19 protein-coding genes are annotated in these 22,171 nt (G+C 39.0%); 18 read left to right on the forward strand and 1 reads right to left on the reverse strand.

Annotated features, from left to right (window positions below):
• The first annotated feature begins 27 nt into the window (after positions 1-27).
• From mgtE to ilvA, 11 genes are all read left to right on the forward strand, one after another.
• Positions 28-1,371, forward strand: coding sequence for a magnesium transporter (gene mgtE / locus LQE94_RS13665; protein WP_240577942.1), 1,344 nt, complete (start codon positions 28-30; stop codon positions 1,369-1,371).
• Positions 1,372-1,591: 220 nt separating this feature from the next.
• Positions 1,592-2,584, forward strand: coding sequence for a phosphate acetyltransferase (gene pta / locus LQE94_RS13670; RefSeq protein ID WP_022075759.1), 993 nt, complete (start codon positions 1,592-1,594; stop codon positions 2,582-2,584).
• A 10-nt stretch (positions 2,585-2,594) separates the two neighbouring features.
• Complete coding sequence (locus tag LQE94_RS13675; RefSeq protein ID WP_240577943.1) at positions 2,595-3,788, forward strand: acetate kinase; 1,194 nt, start codon at positions 2,595-2,597, stop codon at positions 3,786-3,788.
• Positions 3,789-4,031: 243 nt separating this feature from the next.
• Entirely contained in the window at positions 4,032-4,559 is a 528-nt protein-coding gene (locus LQE94_RS13680; RefSeq protein WP_022075757.1) for a YceD family protein, read from the forward strand.
• Between the two features lie 3 nt (positions 4,560-4,562).
• Complete coding sequence (gene rpmF / locus LQE94_RS13685) at positions 4,563-4,742, forward strand: 50S ribosomal protein L32 (RefSeq protein ID WP_004068723.1); 180 nt, start codon at positions 4,563-4,565, stop codon at positions 4,740-4,742.
• A 100-nt stretch (positions 4,743-4,842) separates the two neighbouring features.
• Complete coding sequence (plsX, locus tag LQE94_RS13690; protein ID WP_118723838.1) at positions 4,843-5,880, forward strand: phosphate acyltransferase PlsX; 1,038 nt, start codon at positions 4,843-4,845, stop codon at positions 5,878-5,880.
• Between the two features lie 20 nt (positions 5,881-5,900).
• A complete protein-coding gene (gene acpP, locus LQE94_RS13695; protein ID WP_118737131.1) occupies positions 5,901-6,134 on the forward strand; it encodes an acyl carrier protein in 234 nt (77 codons plus the stop codon).
• Positions 6,135-6,221: 87 nt separating this feature from the next.
• Positions 6,222-6,908 carry a ribonuclease III gene (gene rnc / locus LQE94_RS13700; RefSeq protein WP_022075754.1) on the forward strand — a complete coding sequence of 229 codons (687 nt, stop codon included), beginning with the start codon at positions 6,222-6,224 and terminating at the stop codon, positions 6,906-6,908.
• Positions 6,909-6,923: 15 nt separating this feature from the next.
• Entirely contained in the window at positions 6,924-10,496 is a 3,573-nt protein-coding gene (smc, locus tag LQE94_RS13705; protein WP_240577944.1) for a chromosome segregation protein SMC, read from the forward strand.
• Between the two features lie 37 nt (positions 10,497-10,533).
• Positions 10,534-11,490, forward strand: a complete 957-nt coding sequence (gene ftsY / locus LQE94_RS13710; protein WP_240577945.1) for a signal recognition particle-docking protein FtsY — start codon at positions 10,534-10,536, stop codon at positions 11,488-11,490.
• Between the two features lie 150 nt (positions 11,491-11,640).
• Positions 11,641-12,861, forward strand: a complete 1,221-nt coding sequence (gene ilvA, locus LQE94_RS13715; RefSeq protein WP_022075751.1) for a threonine ammonia-lyase — start codon at positions 11,641-11,643, stop codon at positions 12,859-12,861.
• Positions 12,862-12,915: 54 nt separating this feature from the next.
• Here the strand turns inward: ilvA and LQE94_RS13720 are convergent, their stop codons facing one another.
• Complete coding sequence (locus LQE94_RS13720) at positions 12,916-14,094, reverse strand: ribose-phosphate pyrophosphokinase (RefSeq protein ID WP_022075750.1); 1,179 nt, start codon at positions 14,092-14,094, stop codon at positions 12,916-12,918.
• Positions 14,095-14,288: 194 nt separating this feature from the next.
• Here LQE94_RS13720 and LQE94_RS13725 point away from each other — a divergent pair, with 194 nt between their 5' ends.
• The 7 genes from LQE94_RS13725 to LQE94_RS13755 all read left to right on the forward strand — a co-directional run bounded on the left by LQE94_RS13725 (position 14,289) and on the right by LQE94_RS13755 (position 22,162).
• The gene (locus tag LQE94_RS13725) at positions 14,289-15,599 is read left to right on the forward strand and encodes a DUF512 domain-containing protein (RefSeq protein ID WP_240577946.1); all 1,311 of its coding nucleotides are present in this window, start codon (positions 14,289-14,291) and stop codon (positions 15,597-15,599) included.
• 53 nt (positions 15,600-15,652) lie between these two features.
• Positions 15,653-16,981 (forward strand): ribosome biogenesis GTPase Der, encoded by a 1,329-nt coding sequence (gene der / locus LQE94_RS13730; protein ID WP_117989668.1) that lies wholly within the window; start codon positions 15,653-15,655, stop codon positions 16,979-16,981.
• Positions 16,982-16,984: 3 nt separating this feature from the next.
• Entirely contained in the window at positions 16,985-17,614 is a 630-nt protein-coding gene (plsY, locus tag LQE94_RS13735; protein WP_022075747.1) for a glycerol-3-phosphate 1-O-acyltransferase PlsY, read from the forward strand.
• A gap of 18 nt (positions 17,615-17,632) precedes the next feature.
• Positions 17,633-18,652 (forward strand): NAD(P)H-dependent glycerol-3-phosphate dehydrogenase, encoded by a 1,020-nt coding sequence (locus LQE94_RS13740; protein WP_240577947.1) that lies wholly within the window; start codon positions 17,633-17,635, stop codon positions 18,650-18,652.
• Between the two features lie 91 nt (positions 18,653-18,743).
• Positions 18,744-20,216, forward strand: coding sequence for a stage IV sporulation protein A (spoIVA, locus tag LQE94_RS13745; RefSeq protein WP_240577948.1), 1,473 nt, complete (start codon positions 18,744-18,746; stop codon positions 20,214-20,216).
• Between the two features lie 105 nt (positions 20,217-20,321).
• On the forward strand, positions 20,322-21,599 hold the full coding sequence (locus LQE94_RS13750) for an amidohydrolase (protein ID WP_240577949.1): 1,278 nt from the start codon (positions 20,322-20,324) through the stop codon (positions 21,597-21,599).
• A gap of 101 nt (positions 21,600-21,700) precedes the next feature.
• Positions 21,701-22,162 (forward strand): MogA/MoaB family molybdenum cofactor biosynthesis protein, encoded by a 462-nt coding sequence (locus tag LQE94_RS13755; protein WP_022075743.1) that lies wholly within the window; start codon positions 21,701-21,703, stop codon positions 22,160-22,162.
• Positions 22,163-22,171 lie beyond the last annotated feature (9 nt).

Here is a 22,171-nt window from a genome sequence, read left to right on the forward strand (position 1 = left end):
GATGTCAGATGAAAGAGGGTGGATGCAATGGAAGAATTAAATAGTGAAATATTGCTGGAATTATTAGATGCAAGAGAATTTAAAAAGTTAAAAGAAAAGTTAGAAAACATGCATCCTGTCGATATCGTTGAAGTAATGGAAGAAGTGGGAGAACGTCAGAGAGTTTTGATGTTCCGTTTGCTGGCGAAGGAAGAGGCGGCAGAAGTATTTACAGACATGAACAGTGACATGCGCGAAGATCTGATCAATGCATTGACGGATTCTGAGCTGGAAGAAGTCATGGAAGAGATGTATGTGGATGATACGGTTGATGTCGTAGAAGAGATGCCGGCGAATGTAGTTGATCGTCTTTTGAAGGCGACTGATGAAGAGACACGAAAGAAAATCAATGCACTTTTACAGTATCCTGAAGACAGTGCGGGAAGCATTATGAATATTGAGTATATCAGTCTGCGAAAAGAAATGACCGTAGAAGAGGCTATTTTAAAAATTCGTCAGGTTGGTATTAATAAAGAAACGATTTATACTTGCTATGTGACGGAGAAGAAAAAGCTGATCGGTTCGGTTGATGTAAAAGATCTTCTGACAGTAGGAGAATCCAGACTGATTGAAGAAATTATGGATGAGAATGTATTGTGTGCAAGGACACTAGACGATCAGGAAAAGGTGGCAGCCATGATTGAAAAATATAGTCTGGTAGCGATTCCAATCATCGATCATGAGAATTGTCTGGTTGGAATTGTAACAGTAGATGATGCAATGACGGTGTTGCAGGATGAAGCGACGGAAGATATCAGTATCATGGCCGGTGTCACACCAAATGAAGATTCTTATTTTGGCACATCTGTTTTTCAACATGCGAAGAACAGAGCACTCTGGCTGATGTTGTTGATGTTGTCTGCAACGGTCAGTGGAGAAATACTGGCTCATTATGAGTCGGCGATGGCGGTCATGCCAATTTTGATTACATTTATTCCGATGCTGATGGGAACCAGCGGTAATTGTGGCTCGCAGAGTTCGACGATGGTGATTCGTGGGATAGCTGTCGGGGAGATTGAATTTAAAGAGTTTTTCAAAGTTGTATTTAAGGAAATTCGAATTGCTATATTGGTAGGATTAATGCTGGCAGTTGTAAATGGAATCCGGGTTTATATTATGTATGACCAGGATATAATGCTTGCAATTGCGATTGGAATTACGATAATTGCGATTGTTTGTATGGCAAAGTGTATAGGATGTACATTGCCTTTGTTTGCAAAGAAGATAGGACTTGATCCGGCATTGATGGCAGCACCGTTGATTTCAACGATTATGGATACCTGTACAATTTTGATGTATTTTGCGATTATTACAGCATTTTTTAAATTATAAAAATAAGAGTAAACGGAGTGGTTTGAAAAATAACCGCTTCTTTTTTTATCAGCTTTTAAAATTAAAAAATACAATTGTTTCTAAAAAAGTACAAGATAGATAAAAAAATAACGAAAAAAAGGCATATTGTACTAAAAAATGCACATAGAATCCCCTTGTTTCCCTAAAATCTTTGAGGTATAATGGGGGCAGTGAGAAAAATGAAAGGTGGCTTTAAATCATGGGATTTATTGATGAAATCAAAGCAAGAGCAAAATCTGATATTAAAACAATTGTTCTTCCTGAGACAGAAGACGAAAGAACTTACAAAGCAGCAGAGGCAGTTTTAAAAGAAGGAACAGCAAAACTGATTCTCGTTGGTAGCAAAGAACAGATTGAGAAGGTTGGCGCTGGATACGATCTTACAGGAGCTCAGATTGTAGATCCTGCTACAAACGATAAGACAGAAGCATACATAGCAAAATTAGTCGAATTAAGACAGAAAAAAGGTATGACAGAAGAACAGGCAAGAGAATTGCTGTTAAATAACTATTTATATTATGGCGTAATGATGGTAAAAATGGGAGACGCTGACGGAATGGTATCAGGAGCATGCCACTCAACAGCAGACACACTTCGTCCATGCCTGCAGATCTTAAAGACAAAACCAGGTACAAAACTGGTTTCAGCATTCTTCGTAATGGTAGTTCCAGATTGTGATATGGGAGCAAACGGAACATTTATCTTTGGAGATTCAGGACTTGAACAGAATCCGGATCCAGAGAAACTTGCAAATATTGCATTATCTTCAGCAGAATCGTTCAAGCTGTTAACAGGTGAAGAGCCAGTCGTTGCTATGCTTTCACATTCTACAAAGGGAAGTGCAAAACATGCAGATGTAGACAAAGTTGTAGAGGCAACAAAAATTGCAAAAGAATTGAATCCAAATGTACGTCTGGATGGAGAATTGCAGCTTGATGCAGCAATTGTACCTTCAGTAGGAGAGTCTAAAGCACCAGGAAGCCCGGTTGCAGGACATGCTAATGTTTTGATTTTCCCAGATCTTGATGCAGGAAATATCGGATATAAACTTGTTCAGAGACTTGCTAAAGCAGAAGCTTATGGCCCTCTGACACAGGGAATTGCAGCACCGGTTAACGATTTATCTCGTGGATGTAGTGCAGAAGATATTGAAGGCGTTATCGCTATTACAGCTGTACAGGCTCAAGCATAAGGAGGATATTATGAACGTATTAGTAATCAACTGTGGAAGTTCATCTTTGAAATTCCAGTTAATCAACTCTGACACAGAGGAAGTTCTTGCAAAAGGACTTTGCGAAAGAATCGGAATCGACGGAAGACTGACATATCAGCCAGCTGGCGGAGAAAAAGAAAAAACAGATCTTGCAATGCCTACACATGAAGAAGCAATCCAGTATGTGATCAATGCATTGACAAACGAGAAAACAGGAGTTGTTAAGAGCCTGGATGAAATCGGTGCAGTAGGACATCGTGTTGTACATGGTGGAGAAAAATTTGCTTCATCTGCAATTATTACAGAAGAGATGAAAAAAGCAGTAGAAGAGTGTAACGAACTTGCACCACTTCACAACCCTGCAAACCTGATCGGTATCGCAGCATGCGAGAAACTGATGCCAGGAACACCGATGGTAGGAGTATTTGATACAGCTTTCCATCAGACAATGCCACAGAAAGCATATATGTATGGACTTCCATATGAGTACTATGAAAAATACAAAGTAAGACGTTATGGTTTCCATGGAACAAGCCACAGTTTCGTATCTAAGAGAGCAGCTGAGATTCTTGGTGTTCCATATGATCAGACAAAGACTATTGTATGTCACCTTGGAAACGGATCAAGCGTAACAGCTGTTATGAATGGTAAATCAATTGATACATCTATGGGACTTACTCCATTGGAAGGTCTTGTAATGGGAACACGTTCAGGAGACATTGATCCAGCTATCTTAGAGTTCATCGCTAAGAAAGAGGATCTTGATATTGATGGATTGATGGATGTTGTAAATAAAAAATCAGGTGTTTACGGATTATCAGGAAACCTTTCAAGTGATTTCCGTGATCTGTGGGATGCAGCAGATGCAGGAAATGAGAAAGCTAAAGTTGCTCTGGAAGTATTTGCTTATCGTGTTGCAAAATACGTTGGAGCATACGTAGCAGCAATGAATGGTGTAGATAATATCGTATTTACAGCAGGTATCGGAGAGAACGACCACGGCGTTCGTGAATTGGTTCTTGGATATCTTGGATATCTTGGAATTGAGATTGATGAGGAAGCTAACAATACAAGAGGTCAGGAAATTATGATTTCTAAACCAGGTTCAAAAGTTAATGTATTGGTAATTCCTACAAACGAAGAGCTTGCAATCGCTAGAGAAACAGTTGCATTGTTGAAATAATTTCAAAGCCAGTCAGGGACGGAGAAAAGTGGCTTTTTAAAACCACTTTTCCCCGTCCCTGTTGTTGCCATGCATACGACAAAAGGTTTGGTAGATTTTTTGTTTTGGTGTGATTGATATGGGAGTGAACAGTATCCCAGGATTTTCTCTTTTCGAAAAATCAAAATTTCAAAAAAATAAAAAAATGATTGACAAATACTTTTTACATGATATAATAGTCTTTGTGTGAATAGGAGTAGAACTATGCTGTTAAACCTATCAGACGTGTTATCAGACCGTCATCAAACGATTAATGAGACCGTACAATTGGATATGGAAGAGTTTCAGACAAGAGCAGGAACTTATTCTATTGTTCAAAAAGATCCGGTAATGATTACAGTTTCACATATGAAGAAGCGAGAATATCGGATTCAAGCTAAATCAAAGATTTGTGTTTTGATTCCGTGCGATCGTTGTCTGGAAGATGTGGAGCAGGAGATTGTGCTGGATGTGGAGAAGCATGTCGATCTCGCGCAATCCGATGCGGAACTGGAAGAAGGATTCGATGAATCAAATTATATTGACGGATATTATCTTGACGTGGACAAAATGCTCTATAACGAGATACTAATAGGATGGCCGACGAAAGTTCTTTGCAGGGAAGACTGTAAGGGCATTTGTAACGTTTGTGGTCAGAACCTAAATAAGGGTACTTGTGACTGTGAAGACACGAGTCTTGATCCAAGAATGTCAGTTGTCCGTGATCTGTTTAAGAATTTTAAGGAGGTGTAACCTATGTCTATCTGTCCAAAGAATAAATCTTCTAAAGCAAGAAGAGATAAGAGAAGAGCTAACTGGAAAATGAGCGCTCCAAACCTTGTTAAATGCAGCAAGTGTGGAGAACTTATGATGCCTCACAGAGTATGTAAGGCTTGTGGTAGCTACAACAAAAAAGAAATCATTTCAGTTGACTAATTAGAAATGGATAATGGCAAGGATTTGAGTAACATCAAGTCCTTGTTTTTTTTTCATTTTTTTGATAGAATTATAAACAGTTATGTAAGGAGGAAAAAATATGTCCGAGACTACAATAGTTGCTCTTGATGCAATGGGTGGAGATAATGCACCGCAGGAGATTGTAAAGGGAGCGGTAAATGCAATAAAACAGCGAAAAGACATAAAAGTTCTGTTGGTTGGAAAAGAAGAGATACTGAAAGATACATTGAAAGCATATGAATATCCAAAAGAACAGTTAGAGATTGTCAATGCTACAGAAGAAATCGAGATGGCAGAGCCACCGGTTCTTGCAATTAGAAGAAAGAAAGATTCATCCATGTCAGTTGCGATGAAACTGGTACATGATAAAAAGGCTGATGCAGTAGTATCAGCAGGTAATTCAGGGGCAGTTCTTGTCGGTGGTCAGATATTGGTAGGCAAGATAAAGGGAGTAGAACGTACACCTTTGGCACCATTAATCCCGACTGCAAAAGGAGTATCATTACTGATTGATTGTGGAGCCAATGTAGATGCAAGACCTTCTCATCTTGTCCAATTTGCTAAGATGGGTTCTATTTATATGGAACATGTTATTGGAAAGAAGAATCCAACAGTAGGTATTGTGAATATCGGTGCAGAAGAAGAAAAAGGGAATGCTTTAGTGAAAGAGACATTTCCACTTTTAAAAGCATGCAAAGATATTAACTTTATCGGTAGTGTGGAGGCGAGGGATATTCCATCCGGAGCAGCAGATGTTATTGTATGTGAAGCTTTTGTTGGAAACGTTATCTTAAAGCTTTATGAAGGTGTTGCAGGTACTTTGTTAAGTGAAGTGAAGAAAGGTATGATGTCAACTTTAAAAAGCAAGATTGGCGGACTGCTTGTAAAACCAGCATTAAAGACAACACTCAAGTCATTTGATGCAACTGCATATGGCGGAGCACCAATGTTAGGTCTGAAAGGGCTGGTTGTTAAAACACATGGAAGTTCAAAGGCAACAGAAGTCTGTAATTCTATCATTCAGTGTGTAACATTTAAGGAGCAGGCAATCAGTGCTAAGATTGAGGAAGCAATTCAGTTAGAAAAAGCACAGGAAGAAACAAAAAAAGAAGATTAAAAGAAGAGAGGATTAAGACGATGGAATTTGAAAAAATACAGAAAATCATTGCAGAAGAGATGAATTTAAATGTAGAAGATGTAAAACCGGAAAGCAGATTTGTTGAGGATCTGGCAGCAGATTCTTTGGATGTGATTCAGATTGTGTTGAAATTAGAAGAGGAATTTGATATTGAGATTCCGGATGATGCAGTAGAGCAGATTTCAACAGTGCAGGATGCAGTAGATCAGATTAAAAGTAAAAAGAATGCATAAGTAATCAATACAAAGATATAGAAAAGCCCGTAAGGGGCTTTTCTGCTTTATAAATAATGACCTTGAGGTTACAATAAGGAGAAATCAATGGAAGATAAATTAAAAGAATTAGAGAAACGAATCGGTTATAAATTTCAGGATTTTTCTCTGTTAAAGCATGCTTTGATGCATAGCTCTTATACAAATGAAAAACATTTGCCAAAATATCAGTGTAATGAAAGGCTGGAATTTTTGGGAGATGCCGTTTTGGAGCTGGTATCTAGTGAGTTTTTATTTTTGGAAAATCCAAAGGAACCGGAAGGAAAACTGACAAAAACGAGAGCAAGTATGGTATGTGAGCCATCGCTGGCATTTTGTGCAAGAGATATTGAACTTGGAAGTTATCTCCTGCTTGGAAAAGGAGAAGAAGCGACAGGCGGCAGAACACGCGAATCTGTTACTTCAGATGCAATGGAAGCATTGATCGGAGCTATTTATCTGGACGGTGGTTTTGCTAATGCAAAAGAGTTTATTCACAAATTTATTTTATCTGATTTAGAGAATAAAAAGCTCTTTTTTGATAGCAAGACTATTTTGCAGGAAATCGTACAGGCAGATATCAACAAACCAATTACGTACCAGTTATTGAAAGAAGAAGGACCGGATCACAATAAGGCATTTTATGTGGAAGTTTTTATCGGCGATGTGGATTATGGAACCGGAAAAGGACGTACAAAAAAAGCAGCGGAGCAGCAGGCCGCATATCAGGCAATTCTAGCACTGAAAAAGAAATAGTGGAACAGGTGATATATGTATTTAAAAAGCATTGAAGTACAAGGGTTTAAATCATTTGCGAACAAGATAAAATTTGATTTTCACGAAGGAATCACGGGAATTGTAGGACCGAACGGAAGTGGAAAAAGTAATGTCGCAGATGCAGTCAGATGGGTTTTAGGTGAACAGAGAGCAAAACAGCTTCGAGGCGGTTCGATGCAGGATGTAATTTTTTCAGGAACAGAGAATCGCAAACCGCTTAGTTATGCCTCAGTTGCAATTACGCTTAATAATGAAGACCATAAACTTCCGGTTGATTATGAAGAAGTTACAGTAACGAGAAAATTATATCGTTCTGGGGAGAGTGAATATCTAATCAATGGGGCATCGTGCCGATTGAAGGATATTAATGAGATGTTCTATGATACAGGTATCGGTAAAGAAGGATACTCCATTATCGGGCAGGGACAGATTGATAAGATATTGAGCGGTAAGCCGGAAGAACGTCGAGAACTGTTTGACGAAGCTGCCGGAATCGTAAAATTTAAACGTCGTAAGAATCTGTCATTAAAAAAACTGGAAGAGGAAAGAATGAATTTGACTCGTGTTAATGATATTCTTTCCGAGCTTGAAAAGCAGATTGGACCATTGGAACGTCAGTCTCAGACTGCGAGAGAGTATTTGAAGAAAAAAGAAGCTCTGAAAACATTGGATATCAATATGTTCCTTCTGGAGACAGAACGAATTAAAGAACAATTGAGCCAGATTGAAGGACAGTTAAAAATTGCAGAGGAAGAACTGGAACAGGCTGAAGGCAATTACGAAAAAATGAAGGCGGAATACGAGTCTGTTGAAGAGCAGGTTGATATCATTGATGCAGCATTGGAAACGTCAAAAACACAATTAAATGAAACGAATTTATTGAAGCAGCAGCTTGAAGGTCAGATCAATGTTCTGAAGGAGCAGATCAATACAGTCCGTATGAATGATGAACACTATGAAAATCGTTTAAATACGATTTTCAAAGAAATTGAGTCCAGACAAGAACAAAAGGAAGCTCTGGAGAGTGAACGTCATAAGATTCGTCAGGAATTACAGCAAGAGTCTGTTCAAAACAACGATGCACAGCAGAAATTGACAGATATTCAGACAAAGATTGCCCGTGCGACAGATGAGATTGAGCGGCATAAACAGGAAATCATGGAGCTTTTGAATAATCGTGCATCTACAAAAGCACAGATTCAGCATTTTACTACAACAAAAAGCCAGATTACAACAAGAAGAGCTTCTTTGAATAAAGTAATCCTTGAGATTGCAAGTCAAGGGGCACAGAAGAATGCAGTACTTTCGGATTATGCAGAACAAAGAAAGAAGGTTCAAGCAGAGATAGCAGGCTATAATCATGTGATGCAAGAGCAGGAAGAGCAGATTTTAGCTTATCAAAATGAAATATCAAAAGTAGAGCAGGAATTACGTACAGAGCAGTCAAATTATCACAGAGAAGTTTCCAGGTTAGAATCATTAAAAAATATGACAGAGCGTTATGACGGATATGGCAACAGCATCAAGCGTGTGATGAACAATCGAGACCATGAGCCGGGATTGCTGGGTGTGGTAGCAGATATCGTCAAAGTAGATAAGGAATATGAGATCGCTGTTGAGACTGCACTTGGTGGAAGTATACAGAATATCGTAACAGATAATGAAGAAACTGCAAAACGGATGATTCAATTTTTAAAGAAAAATAAATTTGGAAGAGCAACATTTCTTCCGTTAACAAGTATGCATGGAGGAAATGGAATCCGAAATGAAGAAGCTTTGAGAGAACCGGGTGTGATTGGCTTGGCAAATACGCTGGTCCATGTTGAGAAAAAATACCAGATTCTTGCAGATCAGCTACTTGGAAAAACAGTTGTGGTAGATCATATCGACCATGGAATTGCGATTGCGAAAAAATACAGACAGTCACTTCGACTTGTGACATTGGAAGGAGATTTAATCAATCCAGGCGGTTCTATGACTGGTGGTGCATTTAAAAATTCAAGCAATCTCTTAAGCAGACGCCGTGAGATTGAAGAATTTGAAAAACATGTTGTTGTGATAAAAGACAAGATTCAGGAAATCGAAGAATCGGTGGCTGGAATAAAACAGAAGCGTGCAGCATGTTATGAAAAGATTGATTCTTTGAAGCAGAATGTTCAGGAGGCATTTGTAGTTGAAAATACACTTAAGATGAATATGGAACAGGTGCAGGAAAATCAGAGAGAGCTATTCCAAAGACAACAGCGTTATCAGTCAGAATTAGGTGATATTGAAAAAGAACTGGAAGAAATTCGTGACAACGAGGAGTCTATACAGATGGAATTAGAGACATCTGAAAATCTGGAAAAAGAGTTGAATGAGAAGATTGATATGATGCAGCAGACTTTAGAGACCGATAAGGTAAAAGAAAGTGAACAGCAGCATCTTTCAGAAAAAGTGCATCTTAATTTTGCAGGCTTGGAGCAAAAAGAAGCATTTGTACAGGAAAATATCAATCGTATTCAGGAAGAGATAAAACAGTTTGAAGAGGAACTGGAAGAGTTGAAACTGAATAAAGGAAATGCAGTTGAAGAAATTCAGGCAAAAGAAGAAGAAATTTCAGATTTGCAGAGAACGATTGAAGAGTCAAAAGATTTATTTGAGGAAATTCAGAAAGAAATTGAAGAAAAAACAAAACAGAGAGAAGAACTGAGCAATAAAAATAAAAGCTTTTTGGAAAAAAGAGAAGCATTGTCAAAACACATGTCAGATCTTGACAAAGAATGTTTCCGTCTGAACAGTCGAAAAGAGTCGTATGAAGAGGCTTCTGATAAGCAGATTAATTATATGTGGGAAGAATATGAGCTGACATATAATCGTGCGCTGGAGCTTCGTGACGAGAATATGACAGATTTGGCTTATATGAAACAGGCAATCCAAGGGTTGAAGAATGAGATTAAAAATCTTGGAAATGTAAATGTCAATGCGATTGAAGAATATAAGAGTGTGTCAGAGCGATATGAATTTTTGAAAACGCAGCATGATGATCTGGTAGCGGCAGAGGCATCTCTTGTAAAAATTATAGAGGAACTTGATATAGCAATGAGACAACAGTTCCAAGAACAGTTCGCACGTATCAGAACAGAATTTGACAGTGTGTTTAAACAGCTTTTTGGAGGTGGAAAAGGTACATTGGAGCTTATGGAAGATGAAGATGTACTTGAAGCCGGAATCCGAATCATTGCTCAGCCACCTGGCAAGAAATTACAGAATATGATGCAGTTATCAGGTGGAGAGAAAGCATTGACTGCGATTTCCTTATTATTTGCGATCCAGAATTTGAAGCCTTCACCGTTCTGTCTTCTGGATGAGATTGAGGCAGCACTTGACGATAGCAACGTAGACCGATATGCACAATATTTACATAAGCTGACAAAACATACACAGTTTATTGTAATCACGCATCGACGAGGAACCATGGCGGCGGCAGACCGTCTGTATGGTATTACAATGCAGGAGAAAGGTATTTCTACATTGGTTTCTGTTGATTTGGTAGAGGAGCAGTTAGAAAAAGAAAGAAAAGCATAATTGCGGGCAGATAAGCAATTACAAAAGGAGAGAAAAAATGGGAGAGAAAAAAGGTTTTTTTAGCAGACTGGTATCAGGTCTGACAAAAACAAGAGATAATATTGTGTCCGGAATGGACAGTATTTTTCATGGTTTTTCTCATATTGATGATGATTTCTATGAGGAATTAGAAGAAACATTGATCATGGGAGACCTCGGTGTGCACACAACAATGGAGATTATAGAAGATCTCAAAGAGAAGGTAAAAGAACAGCATATCAAAGAACCTATCGAATGTAGAGAATTATTGATCGATAGCATAAAAAAACAGATGGATGTAGGCGATACAGCTTATGAATTTGAAAACCGCCAGTCTGTAGTATTTGTGATTGGAGTCAATGGAGTAGGTAAAACTACGACGATTGGAAAGCTGGCAGGAAAATTCCATGCACAAGGGAAGAAAGTAATCCTTGGTGCGGCAGATACATTCCGTGCTGCAGCAGGAGAACAGCTTAAGGAATGGGCAAATCGTGCACAGGTAGAGATGATTGGTGGACAGGAAGGGTCTGATCCGGCAGCAGTTGTCTATGATGCAGTAGCAGCGGCAAAAGCAAGAAAAGCAGATATTTTGCTTTGTGATACAGCAGGACGTCTTCATAACAAAAAGAATCTGATGGAAGAATTGAAAAAAATCAATCGTGTGATAGATAGAGAATACCCGGATGCGTATCGTGAGACATTGGTTGTTCTGGATGCTACAACAGGGCAGAATGCATTAGCTCAGGCAAAAGAGTTTAATGAAGTTACAGATATTACAGGTGTTGTATTAACGAAGATGGACGGAACAGCAAAAGGCGGAATAGCAGTTGCAATCCAGTCAGAGCTTGGTATTCCGGTGAAATATATCGGCGTCGGAGAGTCGATTGATGATTTGCAGAAATTTAATGCAGATGAATTTGTAAATGCATTATTTTATACAAATGACAAAAAAGAATATACAGAAGATGAAGAGTAACAACGAATAAACATACATTTTTTTGTATATTATATAAAAAATAATTGACATCGAACTCGAGAGTTCTTATGATATAACATAAGAAACGGATAAAGTTTTTTAGAAAAAGCTGAAATAGAAGTCAAAACACAAAGAAAAAAGGTGAGCAGGATGAATGAATTAACATTAGAGAAGTTCGAGGAAGCAAGTGAAATAGTTACACGAGTTACAAACCCGACAAAATTGATAAAGAGTGATTATTTAAGTCAGCAGACAGGGGCAAAGGTGTATTTAAAACCAGAAAATATGCAGCATACAGGAGCATACAAATTACGTGGAGCTTATTACAAGATCAGTACATTGTCAGAAGAAGAACGTGCAAAAGGTCTGATTACAGCATCTGCGGGAAACCATGCACAGGGAGTTGCATATGCAGCAAAGGCATATGGATGTAAGGCGACGATTGTTATGCCTACAGTAACACCACTTATCAAGGTGAATCGTACAAAGAGCTATGGTGCGGAAGTAATTCTTCACGGAGATGTATATGACGATGCATGTGAGTATGCATATAAACTTGCAGAAGAACATGGGTATACATTTGTGCATCCATTTGATGATCTGGACGTTGCAACCGGACAGGGAACAATTGCTATGGAGATCATTCAGGAACTGCCTACTGTAGATTATATTCTTGCACCGATCGGTGGAGGCGGATTGATCACAGGTGTATCTACACTTGCAAAGATGCTCAATCCAAAGATTAAAGTCATTGGTGTAGAACCAGCCGGAGCTGCCAGTATGACAGCAGCGTTAAAAGCCGGAGAAGTAGTAGAACTTGACAGTGCGAATACAATTGCAGATGGTACAGCAGTAAAAGCAGTAGGACATCAGAATCTGCCATATGTACGAGAGAATGTTGATGAAGTATTGCTGGTAGAAGATGATGAGTTAATTGGTGCATTTTTGGATATCGTCGAAAATCACAAGATGATCGTCGAAAATTCTGGCCTTTTGAGTGTCGCAGCATTGAAACAGCTTGATTGCAAAGGCAAAAAGGTTGTATGTATCTTAAGTGGCGGTAACATGGATGTGATTACAATGTCATCTATCGTACAGCATGGATTGATTCAGAGAGATCGTATTTTCTCAGTATCTGTATTACTTCCGGATAAGCCGGGTGAGTTGCAGAGAGTTGCATCTGTTATCGCAGAACAAAAAGGTAATATTATCAAACTTGAGCACAATCAGTTTGTAAGTACAAATAGAAATGCGGCAGTAGAGCTTAGAATTACGATGGAAGCGTTTGGAACAGAGCATAAGCATCAGATACTTGCAGCACTTGAAGAAAATGGATTGAAACCAAAAACAATCAGTGCGAAATTGTATTAGTGATAATAAAAAGCAAAAAAAGAAAAGGTCCGGAAACCTTTTCTTTTTTTGCTTTTATCGTTTGATATTGTGTTTTTCTAATAAAGTATGGATTTTGTCTGTTGGATTCAGTACGTTGCCGATTGTAACATCATGATTCAATGAATCAATGATCAATGCCAGGAATTTACTCATATCTGCAGTTACGAAATATGGCTTTTCATTTACAATAGAAGGCAGATAAGTTAAGTTGGTTGTGATTACTTTGGTGATATATCCTTTTTCATAATAATCATCAAATTTATCAAATCCTTCTGTGAACAGACCAAATGTTGTACATACAAATACACGTCCGGCACCACGTTCTTTTAATTTCTTTGCAACATCAAGCATACTTTCTCCGGAAGAAATCATATCGTCTACGATGATGACATCTTTTCCTGTCACATCGTCTCCCAAAAATTCGTGGGCAACGATTGGATTCTTACCATTTACAATAGTAGAGTAGTCACGACGTTTATAGAACATACCCATATCTACGCCAAGGACATTTGAAAAGTATACAGCACGATGCATAGCACCTTCATCCGGGCTGATGATCATCAGATGTTCTTTGTCGACAATAAGATCAGGAACTGCTTTGAAAAGTGCTTTCATAAACTGATACGGAGGATCAAAACTATCGAATCCGCTCAAAGGAATCGCATTCTGTACTCGTGGGTCATGTGCATCAAAAGTGATGATGTTTTCAACACCCATTGCAGTTAATTCTTCTAATGCAAGTGCACAATCCAGAGATTCTCTCTTGGTACGTTTGTGCTGACGGCTTTCGTAAAGGAATGGCATGATAACGTTGATACGATGTGCCTTTCCGGTTGCGGCAGAGATGATACGTTTCAGATCCTGATAGTGATCATCTGGAGACATGTGATTGAGATGTCCATTTACAGAATAAGTCAGGCTGTAGTTGCAGACATCAGTCATGATAAACAGATCCGTTCCGCGGATGGTTTCTTTTAAAATACCTTTCGCTTCTCCGCTTCCGAAACGTGGACAACTACAATCTACGAGATAGCTGTTTGATTTGTAATTTGCATAGAGTGGAGAGTTTGTGATCTCGTTAATGGTGTCCTTTCGAAAAGATACAAGATAGTCATTGACCTTCTGACCAAGGTCCTTACAGCTTTCCATTGCAACCAGCTTCATCGGTGCAGCAGGAAGTGTTTTTTCCAATGCTTCAATATTGTTTGACATGATTTTCTCCTAAGTATTATTTTCATGATTGTGCGGTGTATGAATACGTCATCATACACAGATACAATATCGTTATATCATTTTTTATATAGAAATTCAAGTGACTCAACCTTATCTTTACTAAATTTGCGGATTATGTTAAAATAACATGGTATATTGCGGAAATTATGTCGATATGAAAGAGGTTTAATTATATGAAACATAAACATGTCATCAGCACAGTGCACCCTGGCAGTATTGCTGAAGAGATGGGAATCGAACCAGGGGATAGATTGTTGACGATGAATGGAAATGAAATCGAAGACATTTTTGATTATCGCTATTACATGGAAGATGAGCTTGTTGTTCTGCTTATAGAGAAGGAAAATGGAGAACAATGGGAATTAGAGATTAAAAAAGAAGAATTGGAAGATTTGGGAATGGATTTTGAACAGGGACTGATGGATGAATATCGTTCCTGTCATAATAAATGCATTTTCTGCTTTATCGATCAGATGCCTCCGGGAATGAGAGAGACACTTTATTTTAAAGATGATGATTCCAGACTCTCATTTTTGCAGGGAAATTATGTGACACTTACAAATATGAGCGAGCATGATATGCAAAGAATTGTGAAGTACCATCTGGAGCCAATCAATATTTCCTTTCAGACGACCAACCCGGAACTTAGATGCAGGATGCTGCACAATCGTTTTGCAGGAGATGCTTTAAAGAAGGTTGATATTTTATATCAGGCAGGCATTGAGATGAATGGTCAGATTGTACTGTGTAAGGGCTTTAATGACGGAGAAGAGTTGGAGAGAAGTATTCGCGACCTGACAAAATACCTGCCATTTTTAAGAAGTGTTTCTGTCGTTCCGGTAGGACTTAGCAAATACCGTGATGGACTTGAGCCACTCGAACCATTTACAAAGGAAGATGCGAATCAGGTGTTGGATATTATTTATAAATGGAGAGAGAAGGTTTATCCGGAATATGGAATTCATTTTATCCACGCCAGTGATGAATGGTATATTCTTGCAGAGCGGGAGCTTCCGGATGAAGAACAATATGACGGATATCTTCAGCTTGAGAATGGAGTTGGAATGCTTCGACTGCTCCATGATGAGTTCATGGAAGCACTGGAGAAAGAAAAAGGGGATGACAAAGAACGTGTGATGTCTATGGCAACGGGGCGTCTGGCTTATCCGTATCTGTTGCGTCTTGTACAGGCGATGAAGGACAAGTTCCCGAATGTTCATGTAAATGTTGTCCCAATCAGAAATGATTTCTTTGGTGAATTAATCACGGTGTCCGGACTGATTACCGGACAGGATTTGATGAGCCAGATGAAAGTACAGATGCAGGGAGAACGATTATTGATCCCATGCAATATGCTGCGTATAGATGAGGATGTATTTTTGGATGATTATACGACAGATGATGTAGAGAAAACTTTACAAGTAAAGTTGAATATTGTAAAATCAAGCGGACAAGATTTGCTTGATGCAATATTGGAAAAATAAACACATAAAAAAGTAACTGATAAATAGAGAATATAAGAAAGGTAGATACAAAGATGAGTAAACCAGTGGTAGCAATTGTAGGAAGACCTAACGTAGGAAAGTCTACATTATTTAACGTACTGGCGGGGGAGATGATCTCCATCGTCAAAGATACACCGGGAGTAACAAGAGACCGTATTTATGCGGATGTTTCCTGGTTGGATAAAGAATTTACAATGATCGATACAGGCGGTATTGAGCCGGACAGCAGAGATGTCATTTTATCACAGATGAGAGAACAGGCGCAGATTGCCATTGATACAGCAGATGTGATTGTATTTATTACAGATGTAAAACAAGGACTTCAGGATTCGGATTCAAAGGTTGCAGATATGCTTCGTCGTTCCGGAAAACCAATCGTACTTGTTGTAAATAAAGTAGATAATTTTGATAAATACATGGCAGATGTGTACGAGTTCTATAATCTTGGAATCGGAGATCCAATTCCAATCTCGGCTGCATCCAGACTTGGATTGGGAGATATGCTCGATGTTGTGATTTCACATTTCCCGGAAGGTGCAGGAGAAGAAGAGGAAGATGAACGTCCTCGTATCGCCATCGTAGGGAAACCAAACGTAGGAAAATCTTCGATCATTAATAAATTGTTGGGAGAGAACCGCGTGATTGTATCTAATATTGCAGGTACGACAAGAGATGCCATTGACACAGCAATCAAGCATAATGACAAGGAATATGTTTTTATTGATACAGCGGGACTTCGCCGTAAGAATAAGATAAAAGAAGAACTGGAGCGTTACAGTATTATCCGTACAGTAACAGCAGTGGAGCGTGCAGATGTGGTCTTGATGGTGATCGATGCAACAGAAGGTGTAACAGAGCAGGATGCAAAGATTGCCGGAATTGCACATGAACGAGGCAAGGGTGTCATCATTGTGGTGAATAAATGGGATGCCATTGAGAAAAATGACAAGACAATGCGTGAATATGAGAATAAGATCCGTCAGGTATTGTCATACATGCCATACGCAGAAATTATGTATGTATCTGCTATGACAGGACAGCGTTTGAATAAATTATATGATATGATCGATATGGTTATTGAGAATCAGACCCTCCGCGTTGCGACAGGAGTTTTGAATGAGATCATGACAGAGGCAGTTGCTATGCAGCAGCCACCTTCAGATAAGGGAAAACGTCTGAAACTTTACTATATTACGCAGGTAGCGGTTAAACCACCATCATTTGTAATTTTTGTAAATGATAAGCAGCTGATGCATTTTTCATATACAAGATATTTGGAAAACAAGATTCGAGAAGCTTTTGGATTCAGAGGAACTTCATTAAAGTTCTTTATCAGAGAGAGAAAGGAAAAGGATCAGTAGAAGATGGAACGTATCATCTGTTTAGTAATTGGATATATTTTTGGCTTGTTTCAGACAGGTTATATTGTTGGAAAACTGCATCATATTGATATCAGACAGCAGGGCAGCGGAAACGCCGGCTCAACAAATGCAGTTCGTGTAATGGGATGGAAAGCCGGTTTGTGTACATTTGCAGGAGATGTGCTGAAATGCGTATTAGCGATATGTCTTACGCGATATATTTACCGTGACACAGCGTATGCACCGATGCTGGCAATGTACGCAGGGGTAGGTGCAACCCTGGGTCATAATTTCCCATTTTATTTGAAGTTTAAAGGTGGAAAAGGAATTGCTGTACTGGCAGGACTGGTAGTTGCAACGCATCCGGTTTTGGTACCGATTCCACTGGCATGTTTTTTAATCGCATCAATTTTAACACGCTATGTGTCGCTAGGCTCTCTATTGGCGGCAACGACATTTTTTATGGAAATCATTCTTTACGGAGAGATGGGCGGTCTTGGAATGAGCTTAAATTATCGTATTGAGACTTATGTGCTTGCGTGTGTCATTATGGTGCTTGCATGGTTTAGACATAAAGAAAATATCAAACGTCTGATAGCTGGAACAGAAAATAGATTCGGTTCAAAAAAATAAGAGAAAGGGGTGTTTGATGTGGCAAACGTAGGAGTAATCGGAGCAGGAAGCTGGGGTACAGCATTATCGGTACTTTTGGATGACAATGGGCATCAGGTGACAATCTGGTCGATCGATCCGGAAGAGGTGAAGATGTTGAATGAGCAGCGTGAACATGCTAAAAAATTGCCGGGAGTGAAGTTGTCCGATAAGATGGTGATCACAGGAAATCTTCAGGAAGCAATTAAAGGAAAAGATTTTCTTGTATTGGCAGTACCATCTCCATTTACAAGAGCAACGGCAAAGAAGATGTGCCCGTATGTTGCAGAGGGGCAGAAAATCGTAGATGTTGCAAAAGGTATTGAAGAGAGTACATTGAAGACATTGTCTCAACAGATAGAGGAAGAGATTCCTCAGGCAGATGTGGCAGTGCTTTCAGGACCAAGTCATGCAGAGGAAGTTGGAAGAAAATTACCAACGACATGCGTGATTGGAGCAAAGACAAAGAAGACAGCAGAATATCTTCAGAAGGCTTTTATCAGTCCGGTATTTCGTGTTTATATCAGCCCGGATATTTTGGGAATCGAGCTTGGCGGTTCACTTAAGAATGTAATTGCACTGGCAGCTGGCATGGCTGACGGACTGGGTTATGGAGACAATACAAAAGCCGCACTTATCACACGTGGTATCGCAGAGATTGCAAGACTTGGTATGAAGATGGGGGGAAAACTGGAAACATTTACAGGGCTTACAGGAATTGGAGATTTAATTGTAACCTGTGCAAGTGTACACAGCCGTAACCGTAAAGCCGGATATCTTATGGGGCAGGGAAAATCCATGCAAGAGGCAATGGATGAAGTTCAAATGGTAGTAGAAGGCGTTTATTCTGCAAAAGCAGCAGCAAGGCTTGCTGAAAAATATGATGTATCTATGCCAATCGTAACAGCGGTCAATCAGATTTTGTTTGAAGGTAAGAAAGCGCGTGATGCAGTAAATGAGTTGATGCTCAGAGAATCTAAAAACGAACATGCATCACTGCCATGGCCGGATGAAGTATAATAGAATATTGAGTTTGGATTAAAAGAAAACAAACGTATAAACCCCTCTTGGTCTGCATACATTGGTATCAGCAGAACAAGGGGGTATTTTTATGGATTCATTTCAGTTATACAAAGATATGCAGACAAGAACTAACGGGGAGATTTATATCGGAGTAGTAGGACCGGTTCGGACAGGCAAGTCGACATTTATCAAAAGATTTATGGATTTGCTGGTGCTTCCTAATATAACAGATGAGCATGACAGGAAGAGAACGCAGGATGAACTTCCACAATCGGCATCCGGTACAATGATTATGACAACAGAACCGAAATTTATTCCAAAAGATGCGGCACAATTAAAGCTGGGAGAAGATGTAAATATAAAAGTAAGACTGATTGATTGTGTTGGATTTATGGTAGATGGAGCAATCGGACATATTGAACATGATGTTGAACGACAGGTGAAGACACCATGGTTTGATACAGAAATTCCGTTTACAAAAGCAGCAGCAATAGGGACACAGAAAGTGATACGCGATCATTCAACGATAGGTCTGGTTGTCACAACAGATGGAAGTATCGGAGAAATTCCAAGACAAAATTATGTGGCAGCAGAAGAACAGACGATACAAGAATTGAAAAGTATAGGAAAACCATTTTTAATTGTACTAAATTGTAAAAAACCATATTCTGAGGAAGCACAGGGTTTGAAGCAGGAGCTTGAGAAAAAGTATAAGACAACCGTGATGACTGTGAACTGCGAACAATTAAAAATGGAAGATATTAATCAGATGATTCAACAGCTTTTATATGAATTTCCAATATCGGAGGTTGAATTTTTTATTCCCAAATGGGTAGAAATGTTGTCGAGGGAGCATGTAATCAAACAAGATCTTTTGAAAGTAGTGAAAAAAATTTTAGATGAACTTGTGGATATCAGAAGTGCCGGATTAATAGAAGAAAAAACAGACAGTCCCTACATAGAGAAAGTTCGGGTGGATAAGATCGAGATGGATACAGGGAAGGTTTGTGTTCAGTTAGAGTTTGACATGCAATATTATTATCAAGTATTGAGTGAACTGACGGGTACATCTATCCAGGGAGAATATGAATTGATATCTGTTTTAAAATCTTTATCCGCAATGAAAGAAGAATATGTTCAGATAAAAGATGCATTTGCGGATGTGAAACGAAAAGGTTATGGAGTTGTCAGTCCAAAACGAGACGAAATCGTGTTGGATGAACCAACAATCATAAAGCAGGGAAATAAATTTGGTGTGAAAATCCATTCAGAGGCACCTTCTATTCATATGATCAGGGCAAATATTGCAACTGAGATTGCTCCGATTGTTGGGAGTGAAAAACAGGCGGAAGATCTGGTACAATATATTAAAGCAGAAAGCCAGACAGAAGAAGGTGTCTGGGCAACAAATATTTTCGGAAAATCCGTAGAAGAATTAGTGATAGACGGGATTCAGAGTAAGCTTGTAAAAATTAATGAAGAAAGCCAGGTGAAGCTGCAGGATACGATGCAAAAGATTGTAAATGACAGCAATGGAGGTCTTGTTTGTATTATTATTTAAGAGTATAATAAAAATAACTGCGTAAGTGATAAAAAATGAGATATTGCAAAGGTAAAGAATTTGAGAGACTACTGACAAATATTATGAAAAAGACGAGGATGGAAGATGAATACAAGAATATATAATGCAAGAATTTTAACAATGGAAGAAGGAAAGCCTGCATTTTTTGGGGAAGTGTGGATTGAGGGGGATACCATTGTTTATGCAGGACCAAAAGGAAAAGAAACGGATATCGTTTGGGATAAAGAGATTGATGCAAAGGGCAATTTAATCATGCCAGGATTTAAAAATGCACATACACATACAGCAATGACATTTTTACGTTCTTATGCTGATGATATGAAATTAGATGAGTGGCTGAATAAACAGGTATTTCCAAATGAAGCAAAGCTGGATGGAGAAGCTGTATACTGGTTTACGAAGTTAGGAATCATGGAATATCTGACAAGCGGAATCACTGCAGCATATGATATGTATTTCTTTGTAGATGACGGAGCACGTTCAGCCAGAGATTGTGGATTCCGCTATACATTCTGTGATAGTACAAATGATTTTGGCGGAACAGCAGAGCGCATGGAAAAAGATTATATTCGTTTGAATGAAGATCCATCACGCATGATCAGCCATCGTCTTGGCTTCCATGCAGAGTATACAACAAAGAAAGAGCTGATGGAGGATATTGCCCAGCTTGCACATAAATATCAGGCACCGGTCAGTGTACATTGTTCGGAGACAAGAAAAGAAGTAGAGGGTTGTCGTGCCCACAGTGGTATGACACCGGTTGCCTATATGGATTCACTGGGACTGTTTAATTATGGAGGAACCATATTCCATGGTGTGCATTTGGATGAAGCAGATTATGATATTTTGAAAAAACGTGGTATGTATGTAGTAACAAACCCGGCGTCAAACTTGAAACTGGCAAGTGGTATCGCACCGATTAATCGTTATCTGAAAGAAGGAATCCCGGTTGCTATAGGAACAGACGGACCTGCAAGTAATAATTGTCTTGATATGTTTAGAGAGATGTTTCTTGTGACAGGGCTTCAGAAGGTCGTGTGTGATGATCCGGAAGCAGTACCGGCAATGGAAGTTTTGAAGATGGCTACGGTAAATGGAGCACATGCTATGGGACTTAATGAATGTGATACTTTGAGCGAAGGAAAAAAAGCAGATCTGATTATGATTGATCTCAAACAGCCGAATATGCAGCCAATTCAGAATACAGAGAAGAATCTTGTATATGCAGGAAGCAAGCAGAATGTCAAGATGACAATGGTTGCGGGTAAAGTATTATATCAGAATGGAGAATTTTATCTTGATTGTCCGGCAGAAGAAGTTTATGAAAAGGCAAATTCATTGGCAAGAAAGATATTAGATTAGAAAATAAAAAGTAAAAAGTAAAGGACAGCTTTGAGAAAGAAAAACATAAGCTGTCTTTATGGCAAACGCAGGGGATATAAATAGAAAGGGGTACACAAGAAGTGAAGGCAGCAGTATTTACAATAAATACAAGAGCATATGAACAGAAAAAAAGCAGCAAGACAGGTGCTGCATTGAAAACAACACTAGAACAGATCGGCTTTGAAGTAAAAGAAGGTGTGCTTCCGGAAGACAAAACAGTAGTGGCAGCTGTAATGAAGCAGCTGGCAGATTCAGAAGCAGTACAGCTGATTATTACAACAGGTGCGGTTGGATATTTGAAAAAAGATTGCGCGCCGGATGCACTGATGGAAGTGGCAGATCGTTTACTTCCGGGGATTCCAGAGGCAATCCGGGCATATAATATCCGATATACGAAGAAAGTAATATTGGATCGCGGAACAGCCGGAATCCGTAATAAAACAATTATAGTAAATCTTCATGAAGGACAAAAATCAGCAAAAGAAAGTCTGGAATATATTATAATGGAATTGGTACAGGCATTGGAGACAATGAATGCGTAGTGAAAACTG

The sequence above is a fragment of the Mediterraneibacter sp. NSJ-151 genome (genome assembly GCF_022487435.1).
Classification (GTDB): Bacteria; Bacillota; Clostridia; order Lachnospirales; family Lachnospiraceae; genus Schaedlerella; species Schaedlerella hominis.

Excerpts from the sequence above, each read along its gene's own strand:
- mgtE (WP_240577942.1), top strand. The coding sequence starts at position 28 with ATGGAAGAATTAAATAGTGAAATATTGCTGGAATTATTAGATGCAAGA.
- pta (WP_022075759.1), top strand. The coding sequence starts at position 1,592 with ATGGGATTTATTGATGAAATCAAAGCAAGAGCAAAATCTGATATTAAA.
- LQE94_RS13675 (WP_240577943.1), top strand. The coding sequence starts at position 2,595 with ATGAACGTATTAGTAATCAACTGTGGAAGTTCATCTTTGAAATTCCAG.
- LQE94_RS13680 (WP_022075757.1), top strand. The coding sequence starts at position 4,032 with ATGCTGTTAAACCTATCAGACGTGTTATCAGACCGTCATCAAACGATT.
- rpmF (WP_004068723.1), top strand. The coding sequence starts at position 4,563 with ATGTCTATCTGTCCAAAGAATAAATCTTCTAAAGCAAGAAGAGATAAG.
- plsX (WP_118723838.1), top strand. The coding sequence starts at position 4,843 with ATGTCCGAGACTACAATAGTTGCTCTTGATGCAATGGGTGGAGATAAT.
- acpP (WP_118737131.1), top strand. The coding sequence starts at position 5,901 with ATGGAATTTGAAAAAATACAGAAAATCATTGCAGAAGAGATGAATTTA.
- rnc (WP_022075754.1), top strand. The coding sequence starts at position 6,222 with ATGGAAGATAAATTAAAAGAATTAGAGAAACGAATCGGTTATAAATTT.
- smc (WP_240577944.1), top strand. The coding sequence starts at position 6,924 with ATGTATTTAAAAAGCATTGAAGTACAAGGGTTTAAATCATTTGCGAAC.
- ftsY (WP_240577945.1), top strand. The coding sequence starts at position 10,534 with ATGGGAGAGAAAAAAGGTTTTTTTAGCAGACTGGTATCAGGTCTGACA.
- ilvA (WP_022075751.1), top strand. The coding sequence starts at position 11,641 with ATGAATGAATTAACATTAGAGAAGTTCGAGGAAGCAAGTGAAATAGTT.
- LQE94_RS13720 (WP_022075750.1), bottom strand. The coding sequence starts at position 14,094 with ATGTCAAACAATATTGAAGCATTGGAAAAAACACTTCCTGCTGCACCG.
- LQE94_RS13725 (WP_240577946.1), top strand. The coding sequence starts at position 14,289 with ATGAAACATAAACATGTCATCAGCACAGTGCACCCTGGCAGTATTGCT.
- der (WP_117989668.1), top strand. The coding sequence starts at position 15,653 with ATGAGTAAACCAGTGGTAGCAATTGTAGGAAGACCTAACGTAGGAAAG.
- plsY (WP_022075747.1), top strand. The coding sequence starts at position 16,985 with ATGGAACGTATCATCTGTTTAGTAATTGGATATATTTTTGGCTTGTTT.
- spoIVA (WP_240577948.1), top strand. The coding sequence starts at position 18,744 with ATGGATTCATTTCAGTTATACAAAGATATGCAGACAAGAACTAACGGG.
- LQE94_RS13750 (WP_240577949.1), top strand. The coding sequence starts at position 20,322 with ATGAATACAAGAATATATAATGCAAGAATTTTAACAATGGAAGAAGGA.